Below are 25,808 nucleotides of genomic sequence, written 5' to 3'. Positions count from 1 at the left end.
GCCAGCACCCCCAAATCATGAACAGACGCCGTTTTATCCTCCAATCCCTGGGCACCTCGCTGGCCCTGCCAGGACTCCCCTCCCTCATGGCCGCGAATGTGGGTGGTAATTCCGCCATCAAGGCGGCCAAGGGCGCAGGGGCTGGAGCGCGCAGGTTTGTGGCCGTGGGCAATTTGCTGGGTTACCAGACCAAGCAGCTTTTTCCCACCACCAAGGGGCGCGACTATGAGAAGACCACACTGCTGGAGCCGCTGTGGGACATCCGCGATCACATGACGGTCTTTCGTGGCCTCGATCATGGCGTGAAGGGCGGCCACTTCGCCGTGCATTCCTTCCTTTCTGGCGTGTTGAACTCCGAGGCGCAAAACCGCCCGGATGGCAATGTAACGATTGACCAGTATCTCGCCGACGAGATCGGCTTTGAGACGCGCTTCCCTTCACTGACCGTTGGCTCAGAAGGCGGCATCCACGGCGGCTGCCAGATCGCCTGGACCAAGTCGGGCGTACGTGTGCCACCCGTGACCAATCCTTCCCAGTTGTTTGAAAAGCTTTTTGTCAGCGACTCCAAGGAGCGCCAGGCACGCCGCGTGCAGGAAAACCAGGTGCAGGCTTCCATTCTCGACTCCGTGCTGGATGAGGCCAATCGCCTCTCCAAGCGCGTGAACAAGGAGGACAAGGACAAGCTGGATGAATACCTCACCTCCGTACGCGACGTGGAGAAGCGACTGGAGCTGCGCCAGCGCTGGGTCAGCCAGACGAAGCCCAAAGCCCCCTTTGAAAAGCCTGCGAATCACAATGCCGTGGAGGATCTTCCGATCCTGTATGAACTGATCGCTCTGGCCCTGCAGACAGACAGCACACGCATCGCCACGCTGGAAATCGGCGGCGATTTCATGCCTCAGCATCTCGGCATCAAGAAGGACTGGCACGGCCTCTCCCACCACGGCAATGACCCAGAGGCCATCGCCAGCCTCATCACGCTGGAGAAGTACCAGATCGAGCACTTCGGCAAATTCATCACCCGTCTTTCCAAGATCAACGACGGAGACCGCTCTCTGCTGGACTCCACCACCGCGATCTTTGGCAGCGGCATGGGCGATGGCAACTCTCACAAGAACTCCGATCTGCCCATCCTCCTGGCAGGCGGTGGCTACAAGCATGGCGAATTCCGCGAAGTGCCGCGCGAGGGCATCAACAAAGTGCCGCTGTGCAATCTCTTTGTGGACATCGCGCAAAAGATGGGTGTGGAGACGGACTCCTTTGGCAACAGCACGGGCCGCTTCTCGTGATGAGCATGACGGCTCCGATAGTTCGCTCTGGCGCGCTGCTTTCTCTCGCGCTCCTCACCACCGTTCATGCGGCAGACGATGCGCCCAAGCTCGCCCAGCAGTTTCTCGCAAAGTACTGCCTGGAGTGCCATGACGCCGATGTGCAGAAGGGTGACCGTGCGTTTGAGAAATTCGCGCTGCCGCTGAAGTCCGTACCGGACCTCATCGACGCGCGCGACATCATCGACCAACTCACACTGAAGGAGATGCCGCCGAAAAAGGCGGACCAGCCCAGCGATGACGAGCGCATAGCCATGATCCGCGCCCTGCGCGATGGCACGGTGGCGGCCTACGGCAAATTCCAGAGCACGGGCAGCCGCACGGTCATGCGCCGCCTTTCCAGCCGCGAGTATGAAAACACCCTCGCCGTGCTGTTTGGCCGCCGTGTGGACACCCTGGGCCTCACGGCCGACTTCCCGAAGGAAAAGACGAGCCAGCACATGGACAACATCGGCAAGTCCCTGGTGACCTCGGGCTTCCTGGTGGACCAGTACTTCCAGTCCGCCAACCGCCTCGTCGAAACACGTCTGGGCAAGCCCGCCACCGAGCCGAAAAACTGGCATTTCAACAGCCACTTTGTGCAGTACGAAGAGCTGCAGGGCTCCCACAAATCCGCCTTCAACTTCCGCTACCTCTGCCTCTACGAGCAACCGAATACCGACACTCGTCAGGGCGGCTACGGCCATATCGAGGACTTCAAGCAGGGCGTGCCCGTCTCCGGCCTTTACGATATCGAGGTAGAGGCCGCCGCGCTGCATCGAGACACGCACTATGACCCCGCCATTTTTGGCATCGACTTCTCCGAGCCCTTCATCCTCGGAGTCGTGCCGGGAGATGTCACCAAAGGCCACATCCATTATCCGCAGGCCATCGAGCCGCTGCTTGCCAGCGCTGTGGTGCCGGACAACACGCCTACCGTATTTAAATTCCGCGTGTGGCTGGAGGCCGGGCAGACTCCCCGCTTCATCTTCCCCAACGGCCCGTACGAATCCCGCGCCTCGGTGGTGACGATCAACAAACGCTACAAAGACGAGTTCAAGGCAGATGTGGGCTCATCTGGCGTCGGCCGTGCTCATATCCTGCTGGAAGGCAAGCTGCCGCACATCCGCATCAGCGACATCAAGATCAACGGCCCTGTGCATGAAGAGAAAGGTGGAGCCGAGGAGATCGCCGTATTTGGCAAGGACGGCTTTCAAGCAGAGCGCGCACTGGAACAGCTCGATGCCTTTGCAGAGAAGGCCTATCGTCGCCCGCTTGTTGACGCTGATCGCAAACCCATCAAGGCTCTTTATGAAAAGCGGCTGGCTGAAAAAAACACACCTCGTCAGGCTGCGCTGGATGCGCTGAAGCTGATCCTGTGCTCTCCCTCCTTCCTCTACCTGAGTGAGATCACGGAAGAGTCGGCGAAAGCGCTGAGCCCCTATGACCTTGCCTCGCGTCTCTCCTACGCCCTATGGACTGCTCCGCCCGATGCAGCGCTGCTTGCCTCCGCCAAGTCCGGCACGCTGACACAGGACGCCGAGCTGAAAAAGCAGATACAGCGCATGCTGGCCGATGAACGCGTCAGCGGATTTGTCAGCGGCTTTTTGGACAGCTGGCTGAATCTCCGTGAACTCGGCGGCATGCCGCCCCCGCGCGAGGTGGTGCGCTCCTACTATGCGGAGGACCTGCCCTCCTCGATGAAGAACGAGGCCATTCTCTTCTTCCGCGACCTGCTGAAGACCAACGGCTCGGTCCTCCAGTTCATCGACTGCGATCACAGTTTTGTGGACAAGAAACTGGCCAAGCTATACGACCTGCCCGAGCAAAAGACCCTGCGCCTGGCCGATGGCTTCAAGAAAGTCAGCTTCAAAGGCGAGGCTCATCGTGGTGGCCTGCTTGGCATGGCTGCCGTGCTCACAGTAAGCGCGAATGGTGTCGAAACCTCCCCCGTCACCCGCGGTGTATGGGTCACCGAAAACATTCTCGGCGTGCCGCCGCCACCGCCGCCAGATGTGGTGCCCGCCATCGATCCGGATGTCAGCGGAGCCACCACCATCCGTGACCGCCTGGCCAAACACCGCGCCGATGCCGCCTGCGCTGAATGCCATCGCAAGATCGACCCCCTCGGTTTCAGCCTTGAATCCTTCGACCCCGTCGGGCGCTGGCGCACCAAGTACCCGCAGGTGAACAAGAAGACTCCTGCGCCCAAGATCGACACCACCGGCGAATTCCCCTCCGGCGAGACCTACACTGACTTCACCAGCTTCAAGAAGGTCATTTACGACACGCGCGCCGATCTTTTCAGCCGCCATCTCATCCGCCAGGTACTGACCTACACCACAGGACGCACGATGGAGCTGAATGACGACTTCATCATCGACAAGCTGCACGACAAGGTGAAAAAGCAGGGCCTCGGCCTGAATGCGCTCATCGTCGAATGCCTGATGAGCGAGGTGTTTCGCTCGCGGTGATCGTTGGCTGTCTGCAAAGGGAATTTTGCAGACCAATGTCTGAACCAGCCGCAGATTCTCTATTTCACGACAGGTGCTGCAGCTGCCTCAGGCTTCACCTTCTTCGGTGGTGCGACGCGTGGTGTGAGGAAGGAATCGATCAGCGCCTTGTCCGCTTCGCAATTCGCACCTGCGGCTGGAATCTCCATTCCAGCTGACCACAGCATGCCATTGATCACCAGCTGGCGCATACCCGCCTGCTCCCAGGCTCCGTGCGCATCCAGGCCACTGAAGCTGAAGGAACGTCCGCCGCTGGGACGCTCATAAGCCCAGCCCACGATGTCTTTGTCGCCGCCTTCGGGGGAACCAAGCTTCTCCTTGCCTGACCACACCAGCGGAGTGATACCCTTCATTTCAGCCGGGAACTGCAGGTGGTTCAGCCAGCCGTCATTGATCTTCCACGGCGTGACGCCGCTGGTGATCGCATGCTTGGGGAAGGTGTCATGCACGCTGTCCCAATGGCCGCGGCTTGAGAGCCCATTGTAAGCCGCGCCAATCCAGTTCATCGACTGCTGTGCAAAGGCCGGGGTGAATTCCACCGCCTGATGAAGGTTTACCAATCCCACTTTGCCGTCCGCCATCTTCTGCACAGTGGCCACATGCTCCGGCGAGGCCAGATAGGCCTGCTTGCCACCACCATCGGTGTAAAACACGACTGCTGCGGCACCTTCGAAGACTTTTTCATCCGCAGGCCACTCCTCATTCACCAGCACAGCATCCACACCCGGTGTCTGTTTCAGCATAGCCTGCATGAGGCGGCAGCCACCGAGGTAGTCATGATGGCCTACCTTGTCCACCTCCTTCACTTTCCCGGCCACAAGCACGATTTTGATGCTGTCGGCAGCCCAGGATGAAGCAGTGCACAGTGCTGAAACGGTGAGTGAGAGCAGAAAACGTGAGCGGGAGATCATGGCGAGTGGGTGGAAGGCACTCTAAACGCACCCACTATCCTGGATATGTCTCCCAATCGTCACGGCCGGGTGATCTTCCCATCGCGCTGAAAAATCTGCCAGTCGGCGGCATAGTCTGCGTTGATGAGCCAGGAAGCGGAGTCCTTGTCTCCACTGAAAATGGCAAAAGGAGCGATGGGCAGCGTCTGATAACCTCCCGCAACTGGATCCCAGTTCCTCCCGAGAGAGCCACTTTCAAGCGTGAGTGACTGAAGCTTCACAGGGCCCTTCAGCGGATCGGCATCCGAAGGAACGCGGGCGGCAAAGGTGTGGCGCAGGAATGAAAACAACAGAGGCCAGGTTTTGTCTCCTGGCCCGTGGCCAGTCTTGGGCTCCACAGCATAATTCCACAGAGCGTTGTTCTTTTTCCGCATGGCCTCCACGACGCCCATGTTTTCCTCTTTTGAAGGTCGCGCAAAAAAGGCGTCATCCTCGCCAAAGATCACCAGCCCTGGGATCTGCGCCGCGCCGGGCTGATAGACCTGATAGGTCGTGCCCGGTCGCATGGACACCCAGCCCCACACGCGCGTGCTTTCGGCGGGATAGATGGCGGAGAAACCGGTGCCGTTCGAATGCCCGTAAAGAAACAGCGGCGCATTCTCCAGCTCCGCATGCTGCGCCCTTTGGCCAAAGGTTTTGAGCTGCTCATCCAGCAGGCTGCGGGGCCAGAAACCACGCTGCATGGGGTTGCCGTTGAACTTGAAAAGCGCCAGATGCAGCTTCCGCGAGATCTTGCGCAATTCGGGATGCTTGTAGAGCGCCTCCCCGCTGCCATGGCCGGACATGACCACGATGCCCCGTGCCACCGCCACGCCCTCGGGAATCCAGAGGTCAAACTTCACGTCCTCCTTTTTGCCCTCACCCTTTTCCTTCACGGCCTGTCGCCACTGCTCATCGCTGAGCTTCCAGTCCCAGCTCCGCTCCACCGCCTGCTGCGGTGAGGGAGTGCCCCATTTAGCCTCGTCCAGCACGCCATCCCAGTTCTTCTGCCCCTTCACCTGCGTGTTGGCACGCACCCAGCCGATGCTGTGGCACTCGGGCAGTTGGAGTGTCTCGGTCAGCTCGATGTCGGCGGCAGGGAGATTTGCCACCAGCAGTGCTGCGATGAGAAATGATGGTTTCATGAGGTGGCGAAAGGGCTAAGCGATGAGTTCCTTGAGCACGCCGGAGCTGTCACCATGCCGCTCCACATTCACGCCGATGCCATGCAGCAGAGTCAGCCATGCATTGCACAGCGGCGTGTCCTTTGACGCGACGATGTTGTGCCCGAGCTTGACACCCGCTCCGCCGCCGGTGAGCAGCGTGGGGCAGTTGTCCAGGCTGTGTTCGGTGCGGATGTTGCTGCCGTAAGCCAGCGCCACGTGGTCAAACAAGCGGCTGCCATCCGCCTCTTTCGTCGCTTTCAGCTTGTCGATGAGGCCGGCCAGCAGCTCGCTCTGTGTCAGGTCGCGCTGCTTGGAGGCCTCCAGCTTTTCACCCATCGTCGAGTGGTAATGGCTCATGTCGTGCGGAGCCACTTTGATGCCGATGCTCGTCAGCAGCGTGCTCACGGGCTGACGATAGGTGAGCACGCGCGTGCTGTCCGTCTGCATGGCCGCGATCATGATGTCATACATGATCTTGATCTCCTCCTTGCCAGCCAGACCGGGAGCAGGCTCGGGGATCGGCGCCTTGGGCTGTGGCACGCCAATCCACTGCTCGTCCTTGCTCAGGCGCGTCTCGATGTCGCGGATGCCCTGGAAGTATTCTTCAAGCTTGCCCTTGTCCGTCTTGCCCAGCCCGCGCTGCAGAGTGCGCGCGTTTTCCATCACCGTGTCCAGCACGCTGCGCTTCTGCGCCAGCATGGCTTTTTGCTGCTCGATGGGGGTGGTGTCTTTGGAAAAAAGCCGGTGGTAGGCCTCCACGGGGCCTTTATGGCCGCCGATGGGTTTGCCGCTCACGTCCCAGGCCATCGAGAGTCCAGGTCCGTGACCGGAGGCTTCCGCATTTTCGCCGCCATTGAGCTGCAGGGACGCAAAGCGCGTGTCCAGACCCAGCTTTGCAGCCGCCACCTGGTCTGCGGAGATGCTGTTGTGAAAATTCTGCCCAGGCTCGCCAAAGCGGTTCGCCCCCGTGAGCCACATCGTGCTGCCCCAGTGGCCGTCGTTGCTGTATTTGTTCCAAAGACCCTGCACCACGGTGAAGTCCGCTTTGTGCCGTGCGAGGGGCTTCAAGCCTTCAGGCAGAGTGTAGTCTGCGCCCGGCTGCTTGATGTCTGGGAACCAGCTCTCCGTGGTGATGCCCCAGCCAAAGCCCAGAAACACCAGACGCTTTGGCGGTGCCGCCGGAGCAGCAGCCGAGGCAAAGCGGCGAAATCCGAAAGACTCCAAAGCCGGCAGTGCGATGAGCGCCGTGCTGGATTGCAGAAAGTGGCGGCGTGAGACGGGAGAGGTGCTCATGGTGATTTTTCGGTGAGAGATTACTTCGTGTGGAACTCCTGACTTGCGACCAGTGCGTGGATAAACTCGCGGATGGCGAGATTCTTTTTTCCAGCCTGCTGAACCATGCTGGCAAGGAGAGGCTCATCGCGGAAGCCTGGCGGTCGGCCCAGGGCAAACTCCAGCAGCGCCTCGCTGAAGCCGCGGGCGAAGGCGTCTGATCTGGAGGCGATGATGTCTCGCAGCTCGAAGTAGTCCTTGAACGCAGGTCCTTTGTAAAGCGCTGCCGCAGCCTCGATCGTCCACGTCTTCTTGGTCTTGGGGTCGGCTTTGCCGTTGGCATCCACGGCCATGTAGCTGTCCTCGGTGCGCCACTGTCCGGCAGCATCAAAATTCTCCAGGCCAAAGCCGATGGGGTCGATCTTGCGGTGGCAGCTCGCGCATTGCGGATCCTCCTGATGCGCGAGCAGGCGCTCATGGGTGGTGAGAACCTTTCCAGCGAGACGCGTAATCGCGGGTACGTTTGCCGGAGCAGGCGGGGGTGGGTCATGCAGCAGCTTGCGCAGCACCCAGGCGCCGCGCTCCACAGGACTGGTGCGCTCGCCATTCCCACCCATGAAATGTATGCCAGCCATGCCAAGCAGCCCGCCACGGGGCGAATCCTTGGGCAGCATGATCTTTTCATACCCGTCTCCCTTCACGCCCGGAATGCCGTAGTAGTGGGCGAGCACGCGGTTGATCATCACATAGTCAGCCTTCAGCAAGTCGCGCAGGCTGGAATTTGTCTGCATGACATGCGCCATGGTCTCATGAATCTCAGCTTTCGCGGCCACCTTGGTACCTGAGTCAAAGCGGGGATAGAGCGTGCGATTGACCTCAAAGAAATCAATCCGATCCAGCCCCAGCCACTGATGCGTGAAGGCTTCGAGGAAATTCCCCGAGCGCGGATCATTGAGCAGGCGCTCCGTTTGGGCGGCCAGCACTGCGGGCTTCATGAGTTCACCGCTTTTGCCCAGCTCACGCAGCGCGGCATCGGGTGGTGCGCTCCAGAGGAAATAGGCCAGACGTGTGGCGAGCTCCGGGCCCGTCAGAGCCCGGTGCTTTTCATCAGGGATCGGCTCTGCCAGATACAGAAACATCGGTGAAGACAGCACGACGGCGAGCGTCTCCTTCAGAGCAGCGCTGTGTTTGTCGCCAGCTTTTCGCCGCACCTCATAGAGCCTGACCAGCCTGTCGATATAATCTGCCGTAGGCGCGGTCCCGCGAAACGCCTCCGTGGCAAAGCGCTCCAATCCTGCGCGAAGTTCTGGTGGCGTGGGTGCGGGGGACTTTTCATCCAGCGGAATTCCCAGTGCTGCGATGCCCGGCGGTTTGGGCTTGGCGGCATCCGGCACGCGCTCCACCTCGATCCAGTCCACCCACAGCGTCAGCTCCGGGCCGATGCCGTTGCGCTTCACTGCCTCGGCGCGTTTTCGTCCGCCTTCCTCATTGGTGTCCCAGCTCCCCTTTTCGCGCACAAAGAGCAGGCGGTTCTCCCGCGTCATGTTGCTGCGAGTCAACGTCAGCGGAATCTCGATCACCTGTGGCTTTTCAATGCTGGCGGTGATTTCATGTGAGGCCATCACGCGGCCGGTGCGTGCATAGATGCCGAAGTCAAGAAAGCGCCGCTCGGGCGGAGCATCCTTGGTCGCGCCGGCGCAGACGCGCACCACGTAATTTCCCACCGGCCAGTCAAAAGGCACCAGCAGCTCGATGTAATTCACATTCAGCTCTGCCGGGTGCCTCGTCTGCGTGCCCAGGTAGGCTCCTTTGTCCACCGCAGGCTGCGAGATGTAATACTGGTGATACTTCAGCCAGCCAGCGCCCAGGGAGTCATTGGCCAGATCGGCGTCGTTCTCGCCCTTCTTGTCAAAGCCAAAGCTACGTGGGTTCGGCGCGCCAGGAATACGCGCCCACTCGCGGCGAAAGATTCCGTCATTCTTCGACTCCTTGCGGATCTTGGCCACGATGTCCTTGTTCTCCGGCTTCGCTGCAGCCTCTTCGACTGCCTTCACCCAGTTCTGCGCGCGCTTTTGAGCGTCGATCTGGTAGTCTACAAACTTCCGAACCACTGGCGTCGTCGTCTCACCTTCATAGTGCAGCTTTTTCTCGACGCCCGCCGCAGCCTGCCACGCAAAAGCCTCTTCCATGGCCTCGCGTCCGATGAGCTGATACTGCTCAAACTGGTTCGCAGACATGAAGAGGTTGGCCCCCACGGTGTCAAATCCACCGCCGCCGTCGGCAGGCAGGTCCGAAACATTCACGTCCACCCCAAGCAGCTCGCGCAGCGTGTTCTTGTACTCACGCCGGTTCAGGCGGCGCATGGTGATGACTCCTTTTTGATCTCCCAGGCTACGGCGGGCCGCCACCATCACATTGGCCAGATCATCCAGGAAGTCCGCCTTAGCTTCTTTCGCGGGCTGCTTTTCATCCTCCGGAGGCATGTCGCCGGAGTTCATTTGATTCAGCACCTTCTGCCACTTCTCCGCAGTTTCCAGGTCCTTGATTTCAAACGATAGATCGTCCACGCGAAACTTCCCTTTCTGTTTCTCAGGGCCGTGGCACGAAACACATGTCTCCTGAAACAAAACCTTGTGGCGTTGATCCATCACGGCATGGCCCGGAGCCTCAGTGGTCTGTGACAAGGCATCGGTGGACAGCAGAATGGCTAAAAACAAAAACGGGCGAATCATCGGAAGGAAAAACAAACGCATGAAGATGCGAAATGTATCTCCCCTCCTGAGCCAGAACCGGACGAACAAAAATCATCCGGGATGATCCGAAAAAACGGGACTTGATGCGCGACTCAGATTTTCCACATCGTCCTGCGAGCTTGCTTTTTACGATGGCACGCAGGCATGAGCCGGCTAGCACCACATGAAGGAGGAGGGTGCCGGTATCAGCAAGACCGTCTTCAGCCTGCCCAAGCTCAATGCCAGCGGCAGGAAGAGAAGCGTCCAAGCCAGCGACATGGCGGAGTAATGCCAGCAACTCTTTGCCAAGTCCCACATGTCTGGTTTTATGGAGCGCGTCTCACCGACGTTGTCGAGAGATTATGAAGAGGTGCGGCTCATGGTTGGAGAATGAGAAGCCGCTCTGTGCCATCCGGAAGTTTGACGAGTGCCGCCGGGGTGTCCTTTAGCAAGGCAAAAAGCTGGGCCTCCCCCACCTGCCGCAACACCAGAGGCGGTGCTCCGAAAGATTTCGATGCCAAGGCCGCGGATGGCGTCTTCGGCGGCGGTGCATAGTAACAGAGCATGGCGACCAGCATGCAGGCCACGCCTGCCGCCATGGAGATATGGACGCGCCTCCGCCGCCGTCTGCTCTCCTGCCGCAGCAGTCCCAGCACCTCAGTGCAGGTGGGACCGCAATGCCCGGACGCCGGGGAAAGCACTGCATCCAGCAGTGGCTGAAGGTCTTTGGACTCTTGGGGGGTCATCAGGGGAAATGTTGAAGTTCTTCCGCGATCAGCCGCCGCAGCCGTTCCCGGGTGCGGGCGAGCCTGCCTTCAATGGCGCGTGTGCTCAGGGAATGCCGGGCGGCCGTTGCAGCCAGGGGTTCTATGGAAAAGTAGCGGGCTTCGATGATGTCCCTCTCTGTGGCGCTGAGCCGGTTCAGCGCGGACTCAAGAGCTGAGGTCAGTTTGTCTTCGGCATTTTCGGCGGGCTCAGAGGGGGCAGGCCGCCACCATCTGGCAAAATGCGCCAGCACACGGAAATACCGGCCACCTTTCCGCCGGAGATCGGTCGCGGCATGCCTTGCGGCGCATGCCGTCCAGTTCCATAGCGCGGCTTCGTCCGGCAGAGTCCGAATGTGGCGCATCAGTCGCAGCCACACCGATTGCGCAATCTCCGCCGCCAGCGTCTCGTCACCCGCCGCAAGGGCGAAGCAGTAACGGTAGATCCGCTGTGCCCACGCACGGTGCAGCCATGCAAAGGCCTCCTCTTCACCGCGCTTCAGCGCTGCGCTCAGCCGTGGAACTGCGGCAAAGCTGAACACCTCCGCTGGCGGTGCCGTCACCACCTCATCCACATCCGCCATGGCAGGCCATGGCTGCGGTGCTGGCAGGGATTCTGGCGCAGGAAAGGTCACGACGTTTTTTGTTTGGGGTGGGTGGAAGGGACAGTGGCAGGCACCTCAGGGCTTGCCTTCGCCTGCCATGCGTGGTTCAGCCTCTTTGTTTTCCTTCAGCGCCTTGATCACCTGTTCCACAATCTCCTGCTGGGCGGCGTTGGCCCTGACCACCAGCACTTTTGACTTCGCGTGCAGCATGAGATCTGGTGGCGGCACTGATTCCAATGTCTCCAGGGCGCTGTGCATGATTTCCAGGAAGGCTTGCTCATCGCTTGTACTGTAGCTCCCGGTATCCCCGCGTTTGATTTCATCTGCGGACCTCGAGCTCATGGAGGAGCCCAAGGCGTGGACACGAATGAACCGCCTGCTGGTATCTACTGGCGCTTCCTCCCGCCGGCTGGAAACCGCTGTTTCAGCCGGGACCGTGAGGGGGACCTGGCCCGAGTCTGAGCCGGCTGTCTTGTTGCGGATGATCCGGTAGCCAATGGCAGCCTGTGCCATGGAATGTCCTCCCGTTGCCGGCGTCGGGTCCAAAATCGGCACCAAGCTGCAGTCTGCTGCAGCTGCGGCCAGCGCCACCGCCTGCAAGGGCGAGACATGGTGCAGTCTCAGCGCCGGCACCTCAATATCGCTCACTTCCTGTGTCATCAGGATGTTGGGCATGTGCCCTATGTGGTCCCTCCACTCGGGCATCAGCTTCACCTCAATGTAGTCATGTATGAGGTGGCCCAAGGTGTCTGGCGGCAGGAAGATGTTGTCATCAGCATCTATGCTGGCGGAGGCCGCTGGTGCTGGCGGTGAAGGTTTGGTGGCGGGGGTCTGTGCCGGCAGCGTTTCTGCACGGACAAGCAGCATGACGGCGATCAGAAAAAGATGTGTTTTCATTGGAACAGATGAAGGCATGGGTTTGATGGAAGATGAAGTTTCACCTGTATCACGACGGCGGAGTCGAAAACCCACGCAGGGCTGGCATTTTTGTCCGCAAGCCTCTTGCCGGCGGGGCACGAATTTCTCACGGCTGTTTTTCATCCCACCAAGGAGGCAGGCTGCTGAAAAGATAGACGGGCGCCTGTTCCGGACTCCCGCCTTTGCGTTCGGGTTCGATCATGATCATGTACGAACTCTGAGGCGCTCCCTCAAATGACACATCGCAAAAATGCTTCACTCCAAAGCCCAGCGAGAAACCAGGGCGCTCAGTGAGACGTTTCAGCGGGTAGCGGTTCCACTCGCGCATGAAGCGCTTCAGAGCCTCGCTTTTGCCAGGCCAGTCGCCCCGAAGACGGGCCACCCATGCAGTATCGGGGATGCCGCCCATCTGATAGTCCTGAAACTCCTTGCCGCCAGTCTCATGCTTCAACTGCGCCAGCACGCCCGGCGAGAGCAGGGAGTCGAGGATTTCCGGCGTGTCCTGCACGGCGCAGGCGTGGAAAAACGAACGTGCCGTGTGCATCACTGTGTCGCGCGGATATTCGATCACCAGCGGCGGTGCATCTGACTGGCTTCGCTGCATCAGGTCCGGCCAGTCCATGACGGTGATGAAGGTCCGCACGCGGGTCATGACCGCCTGTGTCGCCTTGACGATGATCTGCTGGTCGTCCCCGGTCGTCCTCGCCTCACCGCCCGCGCCTGCGGCTATGATGCCGCGCAGTCCGCTGTCCAGAATCGCTTTGGCAGAGGCGTGCCGCAGGGGGAAAGTGCACGTGGCATCTTGCATGGGCTGACCTGAAGCCCCTTGCATGCTCGGATCCAGCGCCTGGCGCAGCAGCTTCCACCGCACCCTGATGCCTCCCGTGCTGTCCGCAAAGCCGGTCACCTGCAGCAGGCCGATGTGGCCCGCGTGAGTCTGAAACAGCACCGGTTTTGGCGTCCCATCTGCATCCAGTGCGGGCTGTTGAAACGGCACCATCAGCGTCGGCTGGGAGGAGCCGGCACTGCCCGCTGCCACACCTGACGCCGCTGCCAGGGAAGCAGCCTCACCAGGCTGCAGCTTGGCAAAGGAAAGGCCGGGAAACACCAGCCTGCTGCCAAAGAATACCAGTTCGATGTGAGGATCGGTCTTCAGCAGCATGATGTCCGCCCCCGTGTCTTCCGCCCACTGCCGCAGTTTTTCATCCGCAGCCGGCGGCGGCCTGCCCTGCGTATGCAGTTTCACGGCCTCCAGCACATCCTCCGGTGCCGCCACAAACTTTCCCGACTCCAAATCGAGAGCGTATTGATGTGAGGCTGCGCCCGGCATCCGCAAAATTCCATCCACAATGGGGGCAAAGGACGCAGCCTGGCGCCCTGCATCGACAGGCGGTGCCTTGCCGCGCGATGCCAGATGGATGCTGACCATGAGACCAAGGGCCACCAGCACAATCACACCCGCAATGACCAGCAGTCGGATGCAGCCATGCCTCTTTTTATCTGTGGGCTGGCGCGCTGGTGGAATGGCAGGAGGACTCACAGCCGCCTCGACCTGCGTGCGGAATTCAGCCGCCGTCTGATAGCGCAGCTCCGGTGTCTTTTCCAGCGCCCGCAGCACGATCTGGTCTATGCGCACGTCCACCTGCACACGCTTTGAAGGCATTTCGATTTTGCCTTTCGGCCGCTGGCCGGTGAGCATCTCGTAGAGCACGACCCCCAGAGAGTAGATGTCTGCCCGATGATCAGCGGTACCATTGGATTGCTCGGGCGCTGCGTAGTCAGGGGTGCCGAAAGGGAGTGATGCGGGCGCACTTGTCCGCAGCTCAGGGTCGCAAGCACAGGCTCTCTCCCTGGCACCAATCATCTTCGCGATGCCAAAATCCGCGATCTTCACCGCACCCGCCTTGTCGATGAGCAGGTTCTCCGGCTTGATGTCCCGATGCACGATGCCGTGATCGTGCGCGCATTGCAGGGCCTCGCAAACCGGTGGCACGATGCTCAGCGCCTCCCTGGGCGTGAGCCGCCTGGCTTGCATCAGCTGCCGGAGATTCACCCCGTCCACGAATTCCATCAGCAGGTAGAAGAACACGCCCGACTGCCCGAAGTCATGCACGGTCACGATGTTCGGGTGACTCAGCTTTGCTAGCGCCTGTGCCTCCCGCTGAAAGCGTGCGGAAAAGTCCGGCTGCCCGGCGAGCTCCTCTGGCAGGATCTTCAGAGCGACGAAACGATCAAGCTGCGGCTGGCGTGCTTTGAACACCGCCCCCATTCCGCCGCTACCGATCAGCCCGGTCACTTCCAGATGAGGAAAGGCGGCACGCACCGCCTCCAGGGAAGGCGGCGCATGCAATTCTGCGGAACCTGCTTCTGTGGGTGCCAGCGCCCTGGCCAGCACACAGCGGGGACAGAGGCCGTCGGCGGCGTCTTCCGGAATGGATTGTCCGCACTGAGGACACGTGGGGGATGCATTGGTGCTCATGCCTGTACCTTGAGGTTGCGCCGTCAAAAGTTACAGCGTCATCTAACCATGCACAGTGCAAAGATAGCGCAGCTCATCCTCCACATCCTGGTCTTCATCCAGCGTCTGGGAGATCTCCTGCCGCAGCAGTTCGCGGAAGCGTTTGCGCAGGCGGTGCACTGCCACCTTTACAGCCCCCTCACTCGTGCCCAGCCTGCGTGCCGTCTCGGCGTGAGATGCAGCTTCGTCCCCCATCAGCCAGGGACGCAGCGCTTCAAACTGTGCCTTCCGTTCATTTGAATGCTCTGCTGCGAGCGCAGCCACAGCGCGGTTCATCACGGCCACCGCCCATTCCCGGTCAAACACCTTCGTCATCAGCGCCGCCTTGGGATCATCAATGGCGATTTCACCCGAGTCTTCAGCGTCCAGGGACTCATGTTCCACACCACCACCGCGCTTCTCCCTGCGCGCACGCTGCAGCAATCCGCTGACAAAATATTTCACCGCGCCCAGAAGATAGCTGCGGAATTTCCCGCGCTCTGGCTCAAGCTTTGGAAAACCCCGCTGCAGCAGGTGTGCAAAAAACGAATGCGCATGATCGCGCGCCACATCCTCGTCAAAACCGCTCCGCCTCAGGAAGACAAACACGGGCTTGTAGTAGGCGGCGCAGAGATCACTCAGGGCTGCCCTGCCTTCCGGCGAGGCCTCGTTCGCACGCAGCACCAGCGTCCAGCGTGTGGACATGAAACTGCCGGAGGCTTGAGCGGGTTGCATGCGGTTCTTGTCAATACCTTGGCGATGTGACCGCCAAGGTTACACTGGAAACTTCAAGATCGTGCAAATCCGTTTCTCGGACAGGCCGGCGGGAGATCGCCCTCTCGCTGATGTCCCCGTCAGTCATAAAGGCTGACTCCGCTAGCAAATGGCAGGTCCAACGTCCTCGATGACCACAACCGCAGCTCAACGCTAAAGTGGGCGTGCAGAGGGCCATGATGAAGCGCTATTCCAGCGACAGTTCCCTCGCCTCCAGCTTCAGCAAAAACGCCTTTGCCTCCATCCCGCCAGCAAAGCCCGTCAGCTTCCCGTTCGAGCCGATTACACGGTGACAAGGCGTAATGATCGAGATCGGATTCCTCCCGTTCGCAGCCCCGACCGCACGCACCGCATTGGGATTCCCGATCTGCTCCGCCACCTGGGCATAGCTGCGTGTCTCTCCAAAGGGGATCGTCAGCAGCGCCGCCCACACCTGTTTCTGAAACTCAGTCCCCTCAAAGTCCACCTCCAGCGAAAATTTCTCCAGCCGTCCTTCGAAGTAATCTCTCAGCTGTCGCTCCGCCTCCACCAGCACCGGGTGCTCTGCATTCTCCTGCAGCGTCCCCAGCCGCACGCGCTTCGGGTCATCATCCTCCCACAGCACCGCAGCCAGACCACGGTCGCTGGCCACCAGCGTGAGCTTCCCCACCGGCGAAGGCATGGTTTTGCAATAGTAGTGTAAAGATGTCGGGATATTTTTCATGAGACAAAGATGACCTGCCTTGGCATCAGACGCTGGCCGTTTTAGGACATGAAAATAAAATAACTCCATGTCCGAAAACGGCCAGTCAGCGTAGCTCTCTGACTCTAGCATGCACCATCTCCGACTGCCATGAACCTCATTGATGACGATGCTGCCTACAGCGCCCTGAAGTCCCACGATCCGCGTTTTGACGGCGTCTTCTACGTCGGCGTCACCTCCACCGGCATCTACTGCAGGCCCGTCTGCCCGGCCCGAGTGCCCAGGCGTGAAAACTGCCGCTTCTTCACCAGTGCCAGCGCCGCGGAAAAAGCCTCCTTTCGCCCCTGCCTGCGCTGCCGTCCGGAGCTGGCCCCCGGCCATGCGCCGATGGATGAGGCGCACCGACTCGCAGACCTGATCGTACAGCGCATGGACGAAGGTCTTGCCGACGAAGGCGCGGGATTGGAAGAAATCGCCGCGCATTTCAGCCTCAGCTCACGCCAGCTCCGCCGCATCGTGCAGCAGGAGCTCGGAGTCTCTCCCATCGAGCTCATCCAGACGCGCCGCCTCCTCCTGGCCAAGCAGCTCCTCACCGACACCAGGCTCCCGGTCATCGAGATCGCTTTTGCCAGCGGTTTCTCCAGCCTGCGCCGGTTCAATGACGCCTTCAGCACGCACTACCGCATGCCGCCCACCAGCCTTCGTCGGGAGGCCGCCACGCATCCGGCAAAACTACACGCCTCCGACACATCCACCCTTCAGCTCGGCTACCGTCCGCCTTACGACTGGGAGTCCATGCTGCGCTTCCTCGCCGGGCGCGCTATTCGCGAGGTCGAGTTCGTCTCCGACAGCACCTACTCCCGCACCATACGCCTCGGCAGCCACACCGGCTGGATCAAAGTCTCCCAGGCCCTGGACAGGAATGCCCTCCAGGTGGAGTTCAGCCATTCGCTTATCTCCGTCCTCCCTGCGTTGCTCGGCCGCCTGCGCCATGTGTTCGATCTCACCGCCCGGCCCGACGTCATCTCCGACCACCTCATGCAGGATCCCAGGCTCAAAAAGGCAGTCGTGCAAAAACCCGGCCTGCGCGTGCCGGGCGCGTTCGACGGCTTCGAGATGGCCGTACGCGCCATCCTTGGCCAGCAAATCACCGTGCAGGCCGCCACCAAAATCGCCTGCCGCTATGCCGAAGCCTTCGGTGAGGAAATCGAGACACCTTTTGCCGAACTCACACGGCTGACACCGCTGGCCGCACAGGTGGCCCACGCCAGCCCCGATGACATCGCCCACCTCGGCATCATCCGCACCCGCGCTGCATGCATTCTTGCGCTGGCTCAGGCCTTCCACTCAGGGGCTCTCCAGCTCGAACCCGGCGCTGATCCGGAGCATGCCGTCGCACGTCTGGTGGCACTTCCGGGCATCGGTCCGTGGACCGCGCATTACATCGCCATGCGTGCTCTCCGCTGGCCGGATGCCTTTCCCAAAGAAGACATCGTGGTCCGCAACAATCTAGGCGGCGTCAGCGCCAGGCGTGCCGAAGAGATGTCCCAGCCCTGGCGACCCTGGCGTGCCTATGCGGTGATGCATCTGTGGAACAGCCCGGCTGCCAGATAGCCCGCCGACCGTCTGCGCACGCAGCTCTGGCAGCAGGCCGCCCGCTCAAAAATGGCACACTTTGGGCAAGAAACAGCCGGCTCTAATGGAAACCACTATGCCAAAATTGCGGTGCTTCACAGGGTCATCTTGCGGTGGTTCATGACGGCACGTACCGTATCGGCTGACAATATCGCAAATCCCGCATGAGGGCATCATAGCAGCCGTGAACACAAAACACGAACGCGCTATGAACCACACCATCGCACCCACCACTCCCCGTCAGCGTTTCATTCAGAACCTTGCCGAAAGCGAGCTCTTCCAGCATTACCAGAAAGCCTTTCACACCCTGACCAGCCTGCCCCTCGGTTTGGAGGCATCCAAAGAAGACGAGCACATCGAAAGCATCGTCACCCGCAAAGGCGTGGCTGGTGTGGTGGAAACCCAGGTCCCGGTGCGTGTGGGGAAAAACACCATCGCCGTCCTGCTCACCGGCGGCGTGCGCCTCCAGCCTGCCAATGCAGACACCTTTGCCCCCGTGGCCAAGGCTCTCCTGGATGACGGGCACTCCGCCCCGGAAATCCGTGGTGCCAAGGTTCACTTTGAGCACGCCCCCATCATGGAGCCCGCTCGCTATGAAGCAGCCCTCGCCATCCTTCAGTCTTTTGCGCTCCAGCTTGGCGAAAGCGCGCACCGCATGCTGTTTGCCACCGCCACACATGAACCCGAGGCCGTGCGCAACGCCAAAACCTTCATCCACGCCCATCTGGCAGAACCGATGTCTCTCGAAGCCGTCGCCAGCGCTGTGAACGTGAGCCCCTTCCACTTCTGCAAGCTCTTCAAACGCGCCACCGGCCTGACCTTTACCGACTTCGTCAACCGTGCCCGCGTCGAAAAGGCCAAGCGCATGCTCATGAAGCCTGCCGCACGCATCACCGAAGTGGCCTACGACGTCGGCTTCCAGAGCCTCTCTCACTTCAACCGCAGCTTCCGCCGCATCGCGGATGAATCCCCCACGGAATTCCGCAGCCGCATGAAGCACAGCGGGCCCGCACTGATGGCCGCCTAAAATTTGTCGCCATGCGCACCGCACCGCGGTGTTTCGACGACAGCAGCCCCGGAGAGGACGCCTGAGCGCGTTGGGCCATCCTTTCCGGGGTTTTTTGTGCCCGGATGCCACCCCCGCTCTGCGTTTCATCATGCCGCAGATGCACTTGACCCCCCGCCCCCTCTGCGCACACTCGCCGTTCACTCTTCCCAACCCTGAACCGAGAACCTAGAACCCCGAAAACTTGTTTATGAGCCGGAAAATTCGTTATGGCATGATCGGCGGCGGACGCGGCGCCTTCATTGGCGGCGTCCATCGCATTGCAGCATCGATCGATCAGCAGATTGAGCTCGTCTGCGGCGCTTTTTCCTCCGACCCCCAGCGCTCCAAGGACAGCGGCGCTGATTTCTTCCTGCCCGCCGAGCGCTGCTACGCCAACTACGAAGAAATGATCCGCACGGAAGCCGCCCTTCCGGCCGACAAACGCATGGACTTCGTCTCCATCGTCACCCCGAACCACCTGCACTTCCCTGCTGCCAAAGCTGCGCTGGAAGCCGGATTCCACGTCCTCTCAGACAAGCCCGCCACCTTCAACCTCGCCCAGGCCAAGGAACTGGCGGGCATCGTCAAGGCCACCGGCAAACTCTACGGAGTCACTTACAACTACACCGGCTATCCGCTTATGCGACAGGCCCGCCAGATGATCGAAGAGGGCAAGCTCGGCGAAATCCGCAAAGTCGTGGTGGAATACCCTCAGGGCTGGCTGGCCACCATGCTGGAAAACACCGGCCAGAAGCAGGCCGCCTGGCGCGTCGATCCCGCCATCTGCGGCGCCGCCGGCTGCATGGGAGACATCGGCACCCACGCCATCAATCTCGCCGAATACGTCACCGGCCTCCACATCAAGGAATTGGCCGCTGACCTCACCATCTTCCTGGCCAAGGAAGGCCGCCGCCTGGAGGATGACGGCAACGTGCTCCTGCGCTTCACCAACGGTGCCAAGGGCGTGCTGCACTCCAGCCAGATCAGCATCGGTTGTGAAAACAACCTCAGCCTCCGCGTCTATGGCTCCCTGGGCGGCATCGAGTGGTCCCAGTTGGATCCCAACACCATGATCGTCACCTCCCTCGACAAGCCGAAGCAGATCTACCGCACCGGCCTCGGCTACCTCGGCAGCGCCGCTGGGGCTGCCACCCGCACCCCTTCCGGCCATCCTGAAGGTTACCTGGAAGGCTTTGCCAACATCTACCGCAACTTCGCCAACCACGTGCGTGCCGTCATCAACGGCACCACCCCCAACCCGCTGGACATGGACTACCCCACCATCGAGGAAGGCGTGGCAGGCATGGCCTTCATCGAAGCCGTCGTCGCCTCCTCCGCCAACAACGCCGCCTGGACTCCCCTGGACTACACGCCGACCACACGCGCGAAGTATGGCGATGCCACGCTGGCCAGCGACCGCGGCGGCCTGTCCTAAAACGCACGGAAAAATCTTTGAGCGATGCCAGCGCTGCTGGCATCGCTTTTTTGTGCCTCCGGCAGCCACGTTTGCAAAACAAAACGGGGAGAACAAGCCTGTGCCCGTTCTCCCCGCATCGTTGAATCAACCACCTAATCAGATCTTCACCGGCTTGCCTGTCTTGGCGGAGGCATACACGGCATCGATCACCTGCATCAGGCGCAGGGCCTGTTCCGGGGTGTTCAGCGCAGGAGCCTTGCCTTCGATGGCATGGATGAAGTTCGCGGCGGAGCCGATTCGGCCCATGTCCTCGCAGGCCGGCACCGTGATGCTGCGGTTCACGCTGTTGCCGTTTTCCTGCACGTAGAGTTCGCAGCTGTCGATAGCGGTGTTGTCCAGGCCGTCGATGCCGAAGAGGCGCTCCACCTTGCCGCCAGCCTTGGTACCCTGGAAGACGACGGACACTTCCTCGCGCTTGATCATCTCAGCCCACGAGACCTGAAGGCTGAGCACCTGGCCTGTCTTGAACATCACAAAACCATGCGCCGCATTTTCCACATCCGTCGTGCCACCCACCTTGTCGGGGATTCCCCAAGGGCCTTTGAACTGCTTGTCGTGGATGAAGTCCTTGAAGGTCTGCCCCATCACATAGGCCGGCTCGGGGTAGCCCATGAAGTACATGGCCAGATCCACCATGTGCAGCAGGTCGATGAGCGCGCCGCCACCGGCCAGCGCCTTGGTGGTGAACCAGCCGCCAAAACCGGGGATGCCCGTGCGGCGGATCCACTTCGCCTGCGCGGAGTTGATCCTGCCCGCCACGCCATCATTGATGTACTTCATCATCGCCTGGGATTCAGGACGCGCACGGTTGTTGAAGTTGAAGAGCACCTTCTTGCCCGCCTTCTTGGCAGCGGCGATGATCTCCTGTACTTCCTTCGCGTTCAGCGCCGGAGGCTTTTCGGAAAAAACGTGCTTGCCGGCCTTCAGGCACTGGATGGCCAGCGGCTTGTGAAACTTGTTCGGCACGATGACGCTCACCGCCTGGATCTCAGGGCTGCCCTTCAGCATCGCCTCCACGGACTCGTACGATTTGGCGACGCCATATTTCTCCGCCGCCTTGGCGGCTGCTCCGGGAGCCGCATCCGCCACGGCCACGATCTCCGCGCCAGCCTGGCGGAACCCCGCCGCGTGATACTGCAACATGCCGCCTGCTCCGATGACTCCGACTTTGATACCCATAATAAATGTGTTCGTTAAGTGATTGGTGAATTTTTTTACCCGAAGGCGCGAGAATGGAGATTCCCTGCCTCAGAGTCAAGGTTTGAAAACACTGCCGCATTCCGGCACGCACCGCCCTTACAAACCCCTGCCGCCCCCCGTTCGTCATTCTGATTTAGACATTCGTCATTTGGACGCTTTCATTCGCTTCATCCTTTCTGCTTCCTGCCCCATGCCTGCCACCCTACGTCCCGCCACCGTTGAAGACCTCCCGGCTATCAACGCCATTTACAATCACTACGTCGAGCACAGCACCTGCACCTACCAGACCGTGCCCAGCACCGCTCAGGAGCGGCAGGACTGGTTTGACGCCCACGGACCGGAGCACCCCGTCATCGTCGCCGAAGAAAACGACACGATCATCGGCTGGGGCTCCCTCAGCCGCTTCCACCCGCGCCAGGCCTACTGCCACAGCGTGGAAGACTCCGTGTACCTGCATCATGAACATCAGGGCAAAGGCATCGGCAGCCTCATCCTTGGCGAACTCATCGTGCTCGCCAAAAAAATCGGCCACCACACCGTCCTCGGCGGCATCGATGCCGATCAGGCCGGCAGTATCGCCCTGCACGCCAAATTCGGCTTCGTCAAAGTCTCCCACCTCAAGGAAGTCGGCCACAAGCATGGGCGCTGGCTCGATGTGCTCTGGATGCAGAAAATGCTGTAGCCAAGTTCTACGGCGGCGGCGCAACTGGATCGGGAAAGCTCCGCTTCACGAAAGCACACACCAGGGTCCGCGGCCCGTGCCCATGCTTCGCGGCCCCTCCTTCAGCAAGCCCGCAGGGGTCTCCCCAGCTCAGTTGCACGCGCCTGTACGCCTCTCTCCCTGCCTGCTATTCAGCATCTGCCGTCTTCCCCACCACCGGCACAATCAGCCGCGACGGATGCTCCGCATCGCAATAAATGCGGTTCGTCTGCTTCACCTTCTCACCTTCCTCACTCCACGGCTCTCCTGTGCCCGGATTCACATCAAAGCGCGGGAAATTGCTGGAGGTGATCATCACACGCACCCGATGGCCGGTGTTGAAGATGAGGCTGGTGGACCAGCAGTCCACGGTGACTTCCTCGATCTGCCCGGGCGTCAGCACCTCCGGCTTCTCCCGCGACTTGCGGTAGCGCAGGCGCTGGATGCCCTCGGTGATGAGCATGCTGCGTCCGTCGGGATACACATCGCAGATTCGCACGGAGAGGTCGGTGTCCGCCGCGCTGGATGAGATGAAGATCTTGGCCCAGACACGTCCGGTCACCTCCACAGGCTTGTCCAGCGGCTCGCTGGTGAAGACCACCGCATCGTCACGCCCCTCCACCTTGCGCTGATCCATGGGCCCACGCGCGATGGTGAGATTCTGGCCTCCGATCGTGGGGCAGGGATTCGTGGGGTCAAAAGTGTACTCGTGGAAGGAGCCCGCCTGCTCCGGAGCCTGCAGCGCTACCTTCTTCTCGGCGGTCAGATACACAGGCGTCTCCTTGGCGGGGATCGGCCAGTCGTTCGCGTAGCGCCATTCATTTCCAGGCGCTCCTGGCGTGCTCGTGTCTCCCATCACGTAATAGGCCACGGCAGGCTCCTTCTCCACGCCGTTGTGAACGCCGCCCAAATAATGCTCAAACCAGCGAACAGGGTCATACTTGGCGGGCACACGATTCGCATCTGGAAACGTAAGCTCACCGGCCGGCATCTTGCCAATCGCATGCTGCCATGGCCCCATGATGAGTTTCTGTGTCCCCTTGGAGCCCTCCCCGCCCTGGTGCTGCCGGCCGATGAACTGGTCGATCGTCCCCTGCGCAAACATGTCAAACCACCCGCCCACATTCACCGCAGGCACATTCATCAAGGCAAAGCGTGTGTGTGTGTCATTCGCGCGCCAGTAGTCATCGTAGGAAGGATGGGCTCGGTGGATGGCAAGAGCCTTGGGATCAAACTTGTTGCCTGCAGTCCAGTTCTCCACATCTGCTTTGCGAAAGGCGCTGCCGATGTAGCTCGCGTCTGAATACATGTCCGTGGGAGCCACCAGAATGTACTGCGCCTTCAGCCCCACAGGCGCTGCGCCCGCCAGAAGATTCTGCGTGATGCCGCCGGCCGAACCTCCAATGGTGGCGATGCTGCCGTTGCACCACGGCTGCTTTTTGATCCACTCGATCGTGTCCACACCATCCTGATGCTGCCCCCATCCGCAGCCGATGAAAGGCAGGTTTTCCCCCTCGGACTCATAGCGCCCGCGCATGTCCTGGTTCACAAACGCATAGCCCGCCCTGGCAAAACCCGGCGCGCTTTCGTTGTGCTTCACGCGGTTGTACGGCGTCCTTGCAAGGATCACCGGAAAAGGTCCCGAACCGGGCGGCAGGCAGATGTCCGTCGCCAGCCGGACACCATCTCGCATCGCGATCTTTTCCGTCTTCATTTCCACCGGCCGTGTCGCATCGGCCACCTGCTTCAGCCAGGCTTCAGTGGACACGGTTTGGTCCGCGGCAGCAGCACCGGAAAGCATTCCCTCGATCTGCCTCGCCCACTGTTCACCGTACGTCCTCTTCACATGCTCCACCGCCTGCACCTGCTCCGTGGTGGACAGCACGCCGTCCCGGTCTCCGTCCGCCTTCGGAAAGAGGGCCCTCATTTTTGCGGCCAGCGCATCGTCCCCTGACGCAGGGAAAGCGACGAGGGACAACAAGGCGCTAAAAAAAAGGAGGAAATGTTTCATGGAGAAAATCACATCCGCTGTGTGTCTCAGAGCAACGGCTGATATGACAATGACCGGCAAAAAATGCTGCTGCGGCATTTCGCCACATTTTCAATGTCCCGCCAGCGACGATGGCATGGCATGGATTTCCCATCTTTTTACATGGACCACCTCGCCGGAGGCCGGCTCATCATCGGTCTCATTGCCAGTCTGCACGTGCTCATCAATCACCCCCTGGCCGTCGGCGCCTATCCTCTCCTCACATGGATGGAATGGTGGGCTCATAAAAACAACCGGCCGGATATCGACCGCCTCGCCTACCGCATCACCTTCATCGTTTTCATTGTCACCACGACGGTGGGCGCGATGACGGGCGTGGGCATCTGGCTTTCCACCTCTCTCTTCGCCCCCTTTGCCATCGGTTCGCTGCTTCGCGTTTTTTTCTGGGGCTGGTTCATGGAGTGGCTCGTCTTCATCAGCGAGGTCGTCCTCATCTGCTGGTGGTTCCTGAGCTGGAAGAAGGCGGACACGCCGGAGAAAAAACGCAAACACATCAGGATCGGCCTGGCGCTCAGCATCATGTCCTGGCTCACGATGGCTCTCATCGTGGCCGTGCTCGGCTTCATGATGAAACCCGGGGAGTGGAGCCAGACCCGCACCTTCCTGGATGCGATGACCAATCCGCTCTACGCACCCCAGCTCGGCTTCCGCACCTTCATTGCGCTGATGATGGGCGCGGTGTTCGTGTGGTTTGCGACCTTCTTTTTCACAAGACAAAAAAGTGGCCTTGACCACGAGCCCCGCCGTCTGCGCAGCTGGGTGGTCTACCGCATGTCACATGTGGTGCTGGTCAGCCTGCTGGCCACCTACCTCTTCGGCACCTGGTACTGGGGCCGCATACCTGAGACCATGAAGGCCAACAGCTCCGTGGCGCTCCTCACCCAGGAGTTCATGAGCTGGCACGGCCAGTTTCAGACACTTCTCGGCTGGACCATCCTGGTATTTGCCGCCATCGGCCTCGGTGGTCTGGGCAGCAGTTTTCTCATCCCGCGCTGGGCCCTGCTCATCCCCAGCTTCATGGGCATCTGGCTGCTCGGGCACTTTGAGCGTGCACGCGAGTTCATGCGCAAGCCCTGGGTCATCGGCGAGTACATGTACTCCAATGGCGTGCACAAGGACGAGCTCGCCTTCCTCCAAAGCGAAGGCATGCTCAAACATGCCACCTATGTGAAGCACCGGGAGGTCACTGCGGCCAACAAGGTGGAGTGCGGCCAGGACGTCTTCATGCTTGCCTGCTCCCGCTGCCACAGCACCACCGGCCTCAACAGCGTGCTGGACAAGTTCTCCGCCATGTACGGCACGGACAAGTCTTGGGACAGCGCCGGCATGGCCCTCTTCATCAAAGGCATGCACCAGACCCGCACCTTCATGCCCCCCTTCCCCGGCACAGACCAGGAGGCCGAGGCTCTCGTCGCCTACATCCAGCAGCTCCGCCAGAAGCCTGAACCCCTCCACGGCGTGCAGACCACCGGACTCACCGTCGCCCTTCCCGCCCCGGCCCCGCTGAAGACCGCCGAGGCCCAGGCCCGGAACTGATTT

The 25,808-nt window shown here is 60.7% G+C and carries 19 protein-coding genes; 7 read left to right on the top strand and 12 right to left on the bottom strand.

What is annotated here, in order from left to right; translation table 11 throughout:
* The first annotated feature begins 17 nt into the window (after positions 1-17).
* Complete coding sequence (locus ACFQDI_RS00280; protein WP_377162199.1) at positions 18-1,289, top strand: DUF1552 domain-containing protein; 1,272 nt, start codon at positions 18-20, stop codon at positions 1,287-1,289.
* 5 nt (positions 1,290-1,294) lie between these two features.
* A complete protein-coding gene (locus ACFQDI_RS00275; RefSeq protein ID WP_377162197.1) occupies positions 1,295-3,781 on the top strand; it encodes a DUF1592 domain-containing protein in 2,487 nt (828 codons plus the stop codon).
* Positions 3,782-3,840: 59 nt separating this feature from the next.
* Here ACFQDI_RS00275 and ACFQDI_RS00270 read toward each other — a convergent pair whose 3' ends face one another.
* The 10 genes from ACFQDI_RS00270 to ACFQDI_RS00225 all read right to left on the bottom strand — a co-directional run bounded on the left by ACFQDI_RS00270 (position 3,841) and on the right by ACFQDI_RS00225 (position 16,138).
* Positions 3,841-4,731 carry a ThuA domain-containing protein gene (locus tag ACFQDI_RS00270; RefSeq protein ID WP_377162195.1) on the bottom strand — a complete coding sequence of 297 codons (891 nt, stop codon included), beginning with the start codon at positions 4,729-4,731 and terminating at the stop codon, positions 3,841-3,843.
* 59 nt (positions 4,732-4,790) lie between these two features.
* Positions 4,791-5,894 (bottom strand): hypothetical protein, encoded by a 1,104-nt coding sequence (locus tag ACFQDI_RS00265; RefSeq protein ID WP_377162193.1) that lies wholly within the window; start codon positions 5,892-5,894, stop codon positions 4,791-4,793.
* Positions 5,895-5,909: 15 nt separating this feature from the next.
* Positions 5,910-7,208: a DUF1552 domain-containing protein gene (locus ACFQDI_RS00260; RefSeq protein WP_377162191.1), complete on the bottom strand. Its 1,299-nt coding sequence runs from the start codon at positions 7,206-7,208 to the stop codon at positions 5,910-5,912.
* 20 nt (positions 7,209-7,228) lie between these two features.
* Positions 7,229-9,919, bottom strand: a complete 2,691-nt coding sequence (locus ACFQDI_RS00255; protein WP_377162189.1) for a DUF1592 domain-containing protein — start codon at positions 9,917-9,919, stop codon at positions 7,229-7,231.
* A 377-nt stretch (positions 9,920-10,296) separates the two neighbouring features.
* A complete protein-coding gene (locus ACFQDI_RS00250) occupies positions 10,297-10,665 on the bottom strand; it encodes a hypothetical protein (RefSeq protein WP_377162187.1) in 369 nt (122 codons plus the stop codon).
* A complete protein-coding gene (locus tag ACFQDI_RS00245) occupies positions 10,665-11,318 on the bottom strand; it encodes an RNA polymerase sigma factor (protein WP_377162185.1) in 654 nt (217 codons plus the stop codon). Before ACFQDI_RS00245 ends, ACFQDI_RS00250 begins: the two co-directional genes overlap by 1 nt.
* A gap of 45 nt (positions 11,319-11,363) precedes the next feature.
* Positions 11,364-12,185: a hypothetical protein gene (locus ACFQDI_RS00240; protein ID WP_377162183.1), complete on the bottom strand. Its 822-nt coding sequence runs from the start codon at positions 12,183-12,185 to the stop codon at positions 11,364-11,366.
* A 127-nt stretch (positions 12,186-12,312) separates the two neighbouring features.
* Positions 12,313-14,685, bottom strand: a complete 2,373-nt coding sequence (locus ACFQDI_RS00235; RefSeq protein WP_377162181.1) for a serine/threonine-protein kinase — start codon at positions 14,683-14,685, stop codon at positions 12,313-12,315.
* A gap of 42 nt (positions 14,686-14,727) precedes the next feature.
* Positions 14,728-15,438 carry an RNA polymerase sigma factor gene (locus ACFQDI_RS00230; RefSeq protein WP_377162179.1) on the bottom strand — a complete coding sequence of 237 codons (711 nt, stop codon included), beginning with the start codon at positions 15,436-15,438 and terminating at the stop codon, positions 14,728-14,730.
* A 226-nt stretch (positions 15,439-15,664) separates the two neighbouring features.
* Positions 15,665-16,138 (bottom strand): methylated-DNA--[protein]-cysteine S-methyltransferase, encoded by a 474-nt coding sequence (locus ACFQDI_RS00225; RefSeq protein WP_377162177.1) that lies wholly within the window; start codon positions 16,136-16,138, stop codon positions 15,665-15,667.
* Between the two features lie 171 nt (positions 16,139-16,309).
* Here ACFQDI_RS00225 and ACFQDI_RS00220 point away from each other — a divergent pair, with 171 nt between their 5' ends.
* The 3 genes from ACFQDI_RS00220 (at position 16,310) to ACFQDI_RS00210 (ending at position 20,277) form a co-directional block, all read left to right on the top strand.
* Positions 16,310-17,773 (top strand): AlkA N-terminal domain-containing protein, encoded by a 1,464-nt coding sequence (locus tag ACFQDI_RS00220; protein WP_377162175.1) that lies wholly within the window; start codon positions 16,310-16,312, stop codon positions 17,771-17,773.
* Between the two features lie 229 nt (positions 17,774-18,002).
* A complete protein-coding gene (locus tag ACFQDI_RS00215; protein WP_377162173.1) occupies positions 18,003-18,821 on the top strand; it encodes a helix-turn-helix transcriptional regulator in 819 nt (272 codons plus the stop codon).
* 229 nt (positions 18,822-19,050) lie between these two features.
* Entirely contained in the window at positions 19,051-20,277 is a 1,227-nt protein-coding gene (locus ACFQDI_RS00210) for a Gfo/Idh/MocA family protein (protein ID WP_377162171.1), read from the top strand.
* A 138-nt stretch (positions 20,278-20,415) separates the two neighbouring features.
* On the opposite strand, the gene ACFQDI_RS00205 is transcribed toward ACFQDI_RS00210, so the two are convergent.
* The gene (locus tag ACFQDI_RS00205) at positions 20,416-21,498 is read right to left on the bottom strand and encodes a Gfo/Idh/MocA family protein (protein WP_377162169.1); all 1,083 of its coding nucleotides are present in this window, start codon (positions 21,496-21,498) and stop codon (positions 20,416-20,418) included.
* Between the two features lie 211 nt (positions 21,499-21,709).
* Here ACFQDI_RS00205 and ACFQDI_RS00200 point away from each other — a divergent pair, with 211 nt between their 5' ends.
* Complete coding sequence (locus tag ACFQDI_RS00200) at positions 21,710-22,201, top strand: GNAT family N-acetyltransferase (RefSeq protein WP_377162167.1); 492 nt, start codon at positions 21,710-21,712, stop codon at positions 22,199-22,201.
* A gap of 166 nt (positions 22,202-22,367) precedes the next feature.
* On the opposite strand, the gene ACFQDI_RS00195 is transcribed toward ACFQDI_RS00200, so the two are convergent.
* Positions 22,368-24,230: a CocE/NonD family hydrolase gene (locus tag ACFQDI_RS00195; protein ID WP_377162165.1), complete on the bottom strand. Its 1,863-nt coding sequence runs from the start codon at positions 24,228-24,230 to the stop codon at positions 22,368-22,370.
* Between the two features lie 120 nt (positions 24,231-24,350).
* On the opposite strand from ACFQDI_RS00195, the gene ACFQDI_RS00190 reads away from it, so the two are divergent.
* A complete protein-coding gene (locus ACFQDI_RS00190) occupies positions 24,351-25,805 on the top strand; it encodes a cytochrome c (RefSeq protein ID WP_377162163.1) in 1,455 nt (484 codons plus the stop codon).
* The last annotated feature ends 3 nt before the right edge of the window (positions 25,806-25,808 follow it).

The organism is Prosthecobacter fluviatilis, assembly GCF_042655725.1.
Taxonomy (GTDB): domain Bacteria; phylum Verrucomicrobiota; class Verrucomicrobiia; order Verrucomicrobiales; family Verrucomicrobiaceae; genus Prosthecobacter; species Prosthecobacter fluviatilis.
This window is presented reverse-complemented; position numbering and strand designations above follow the sequence as displayed.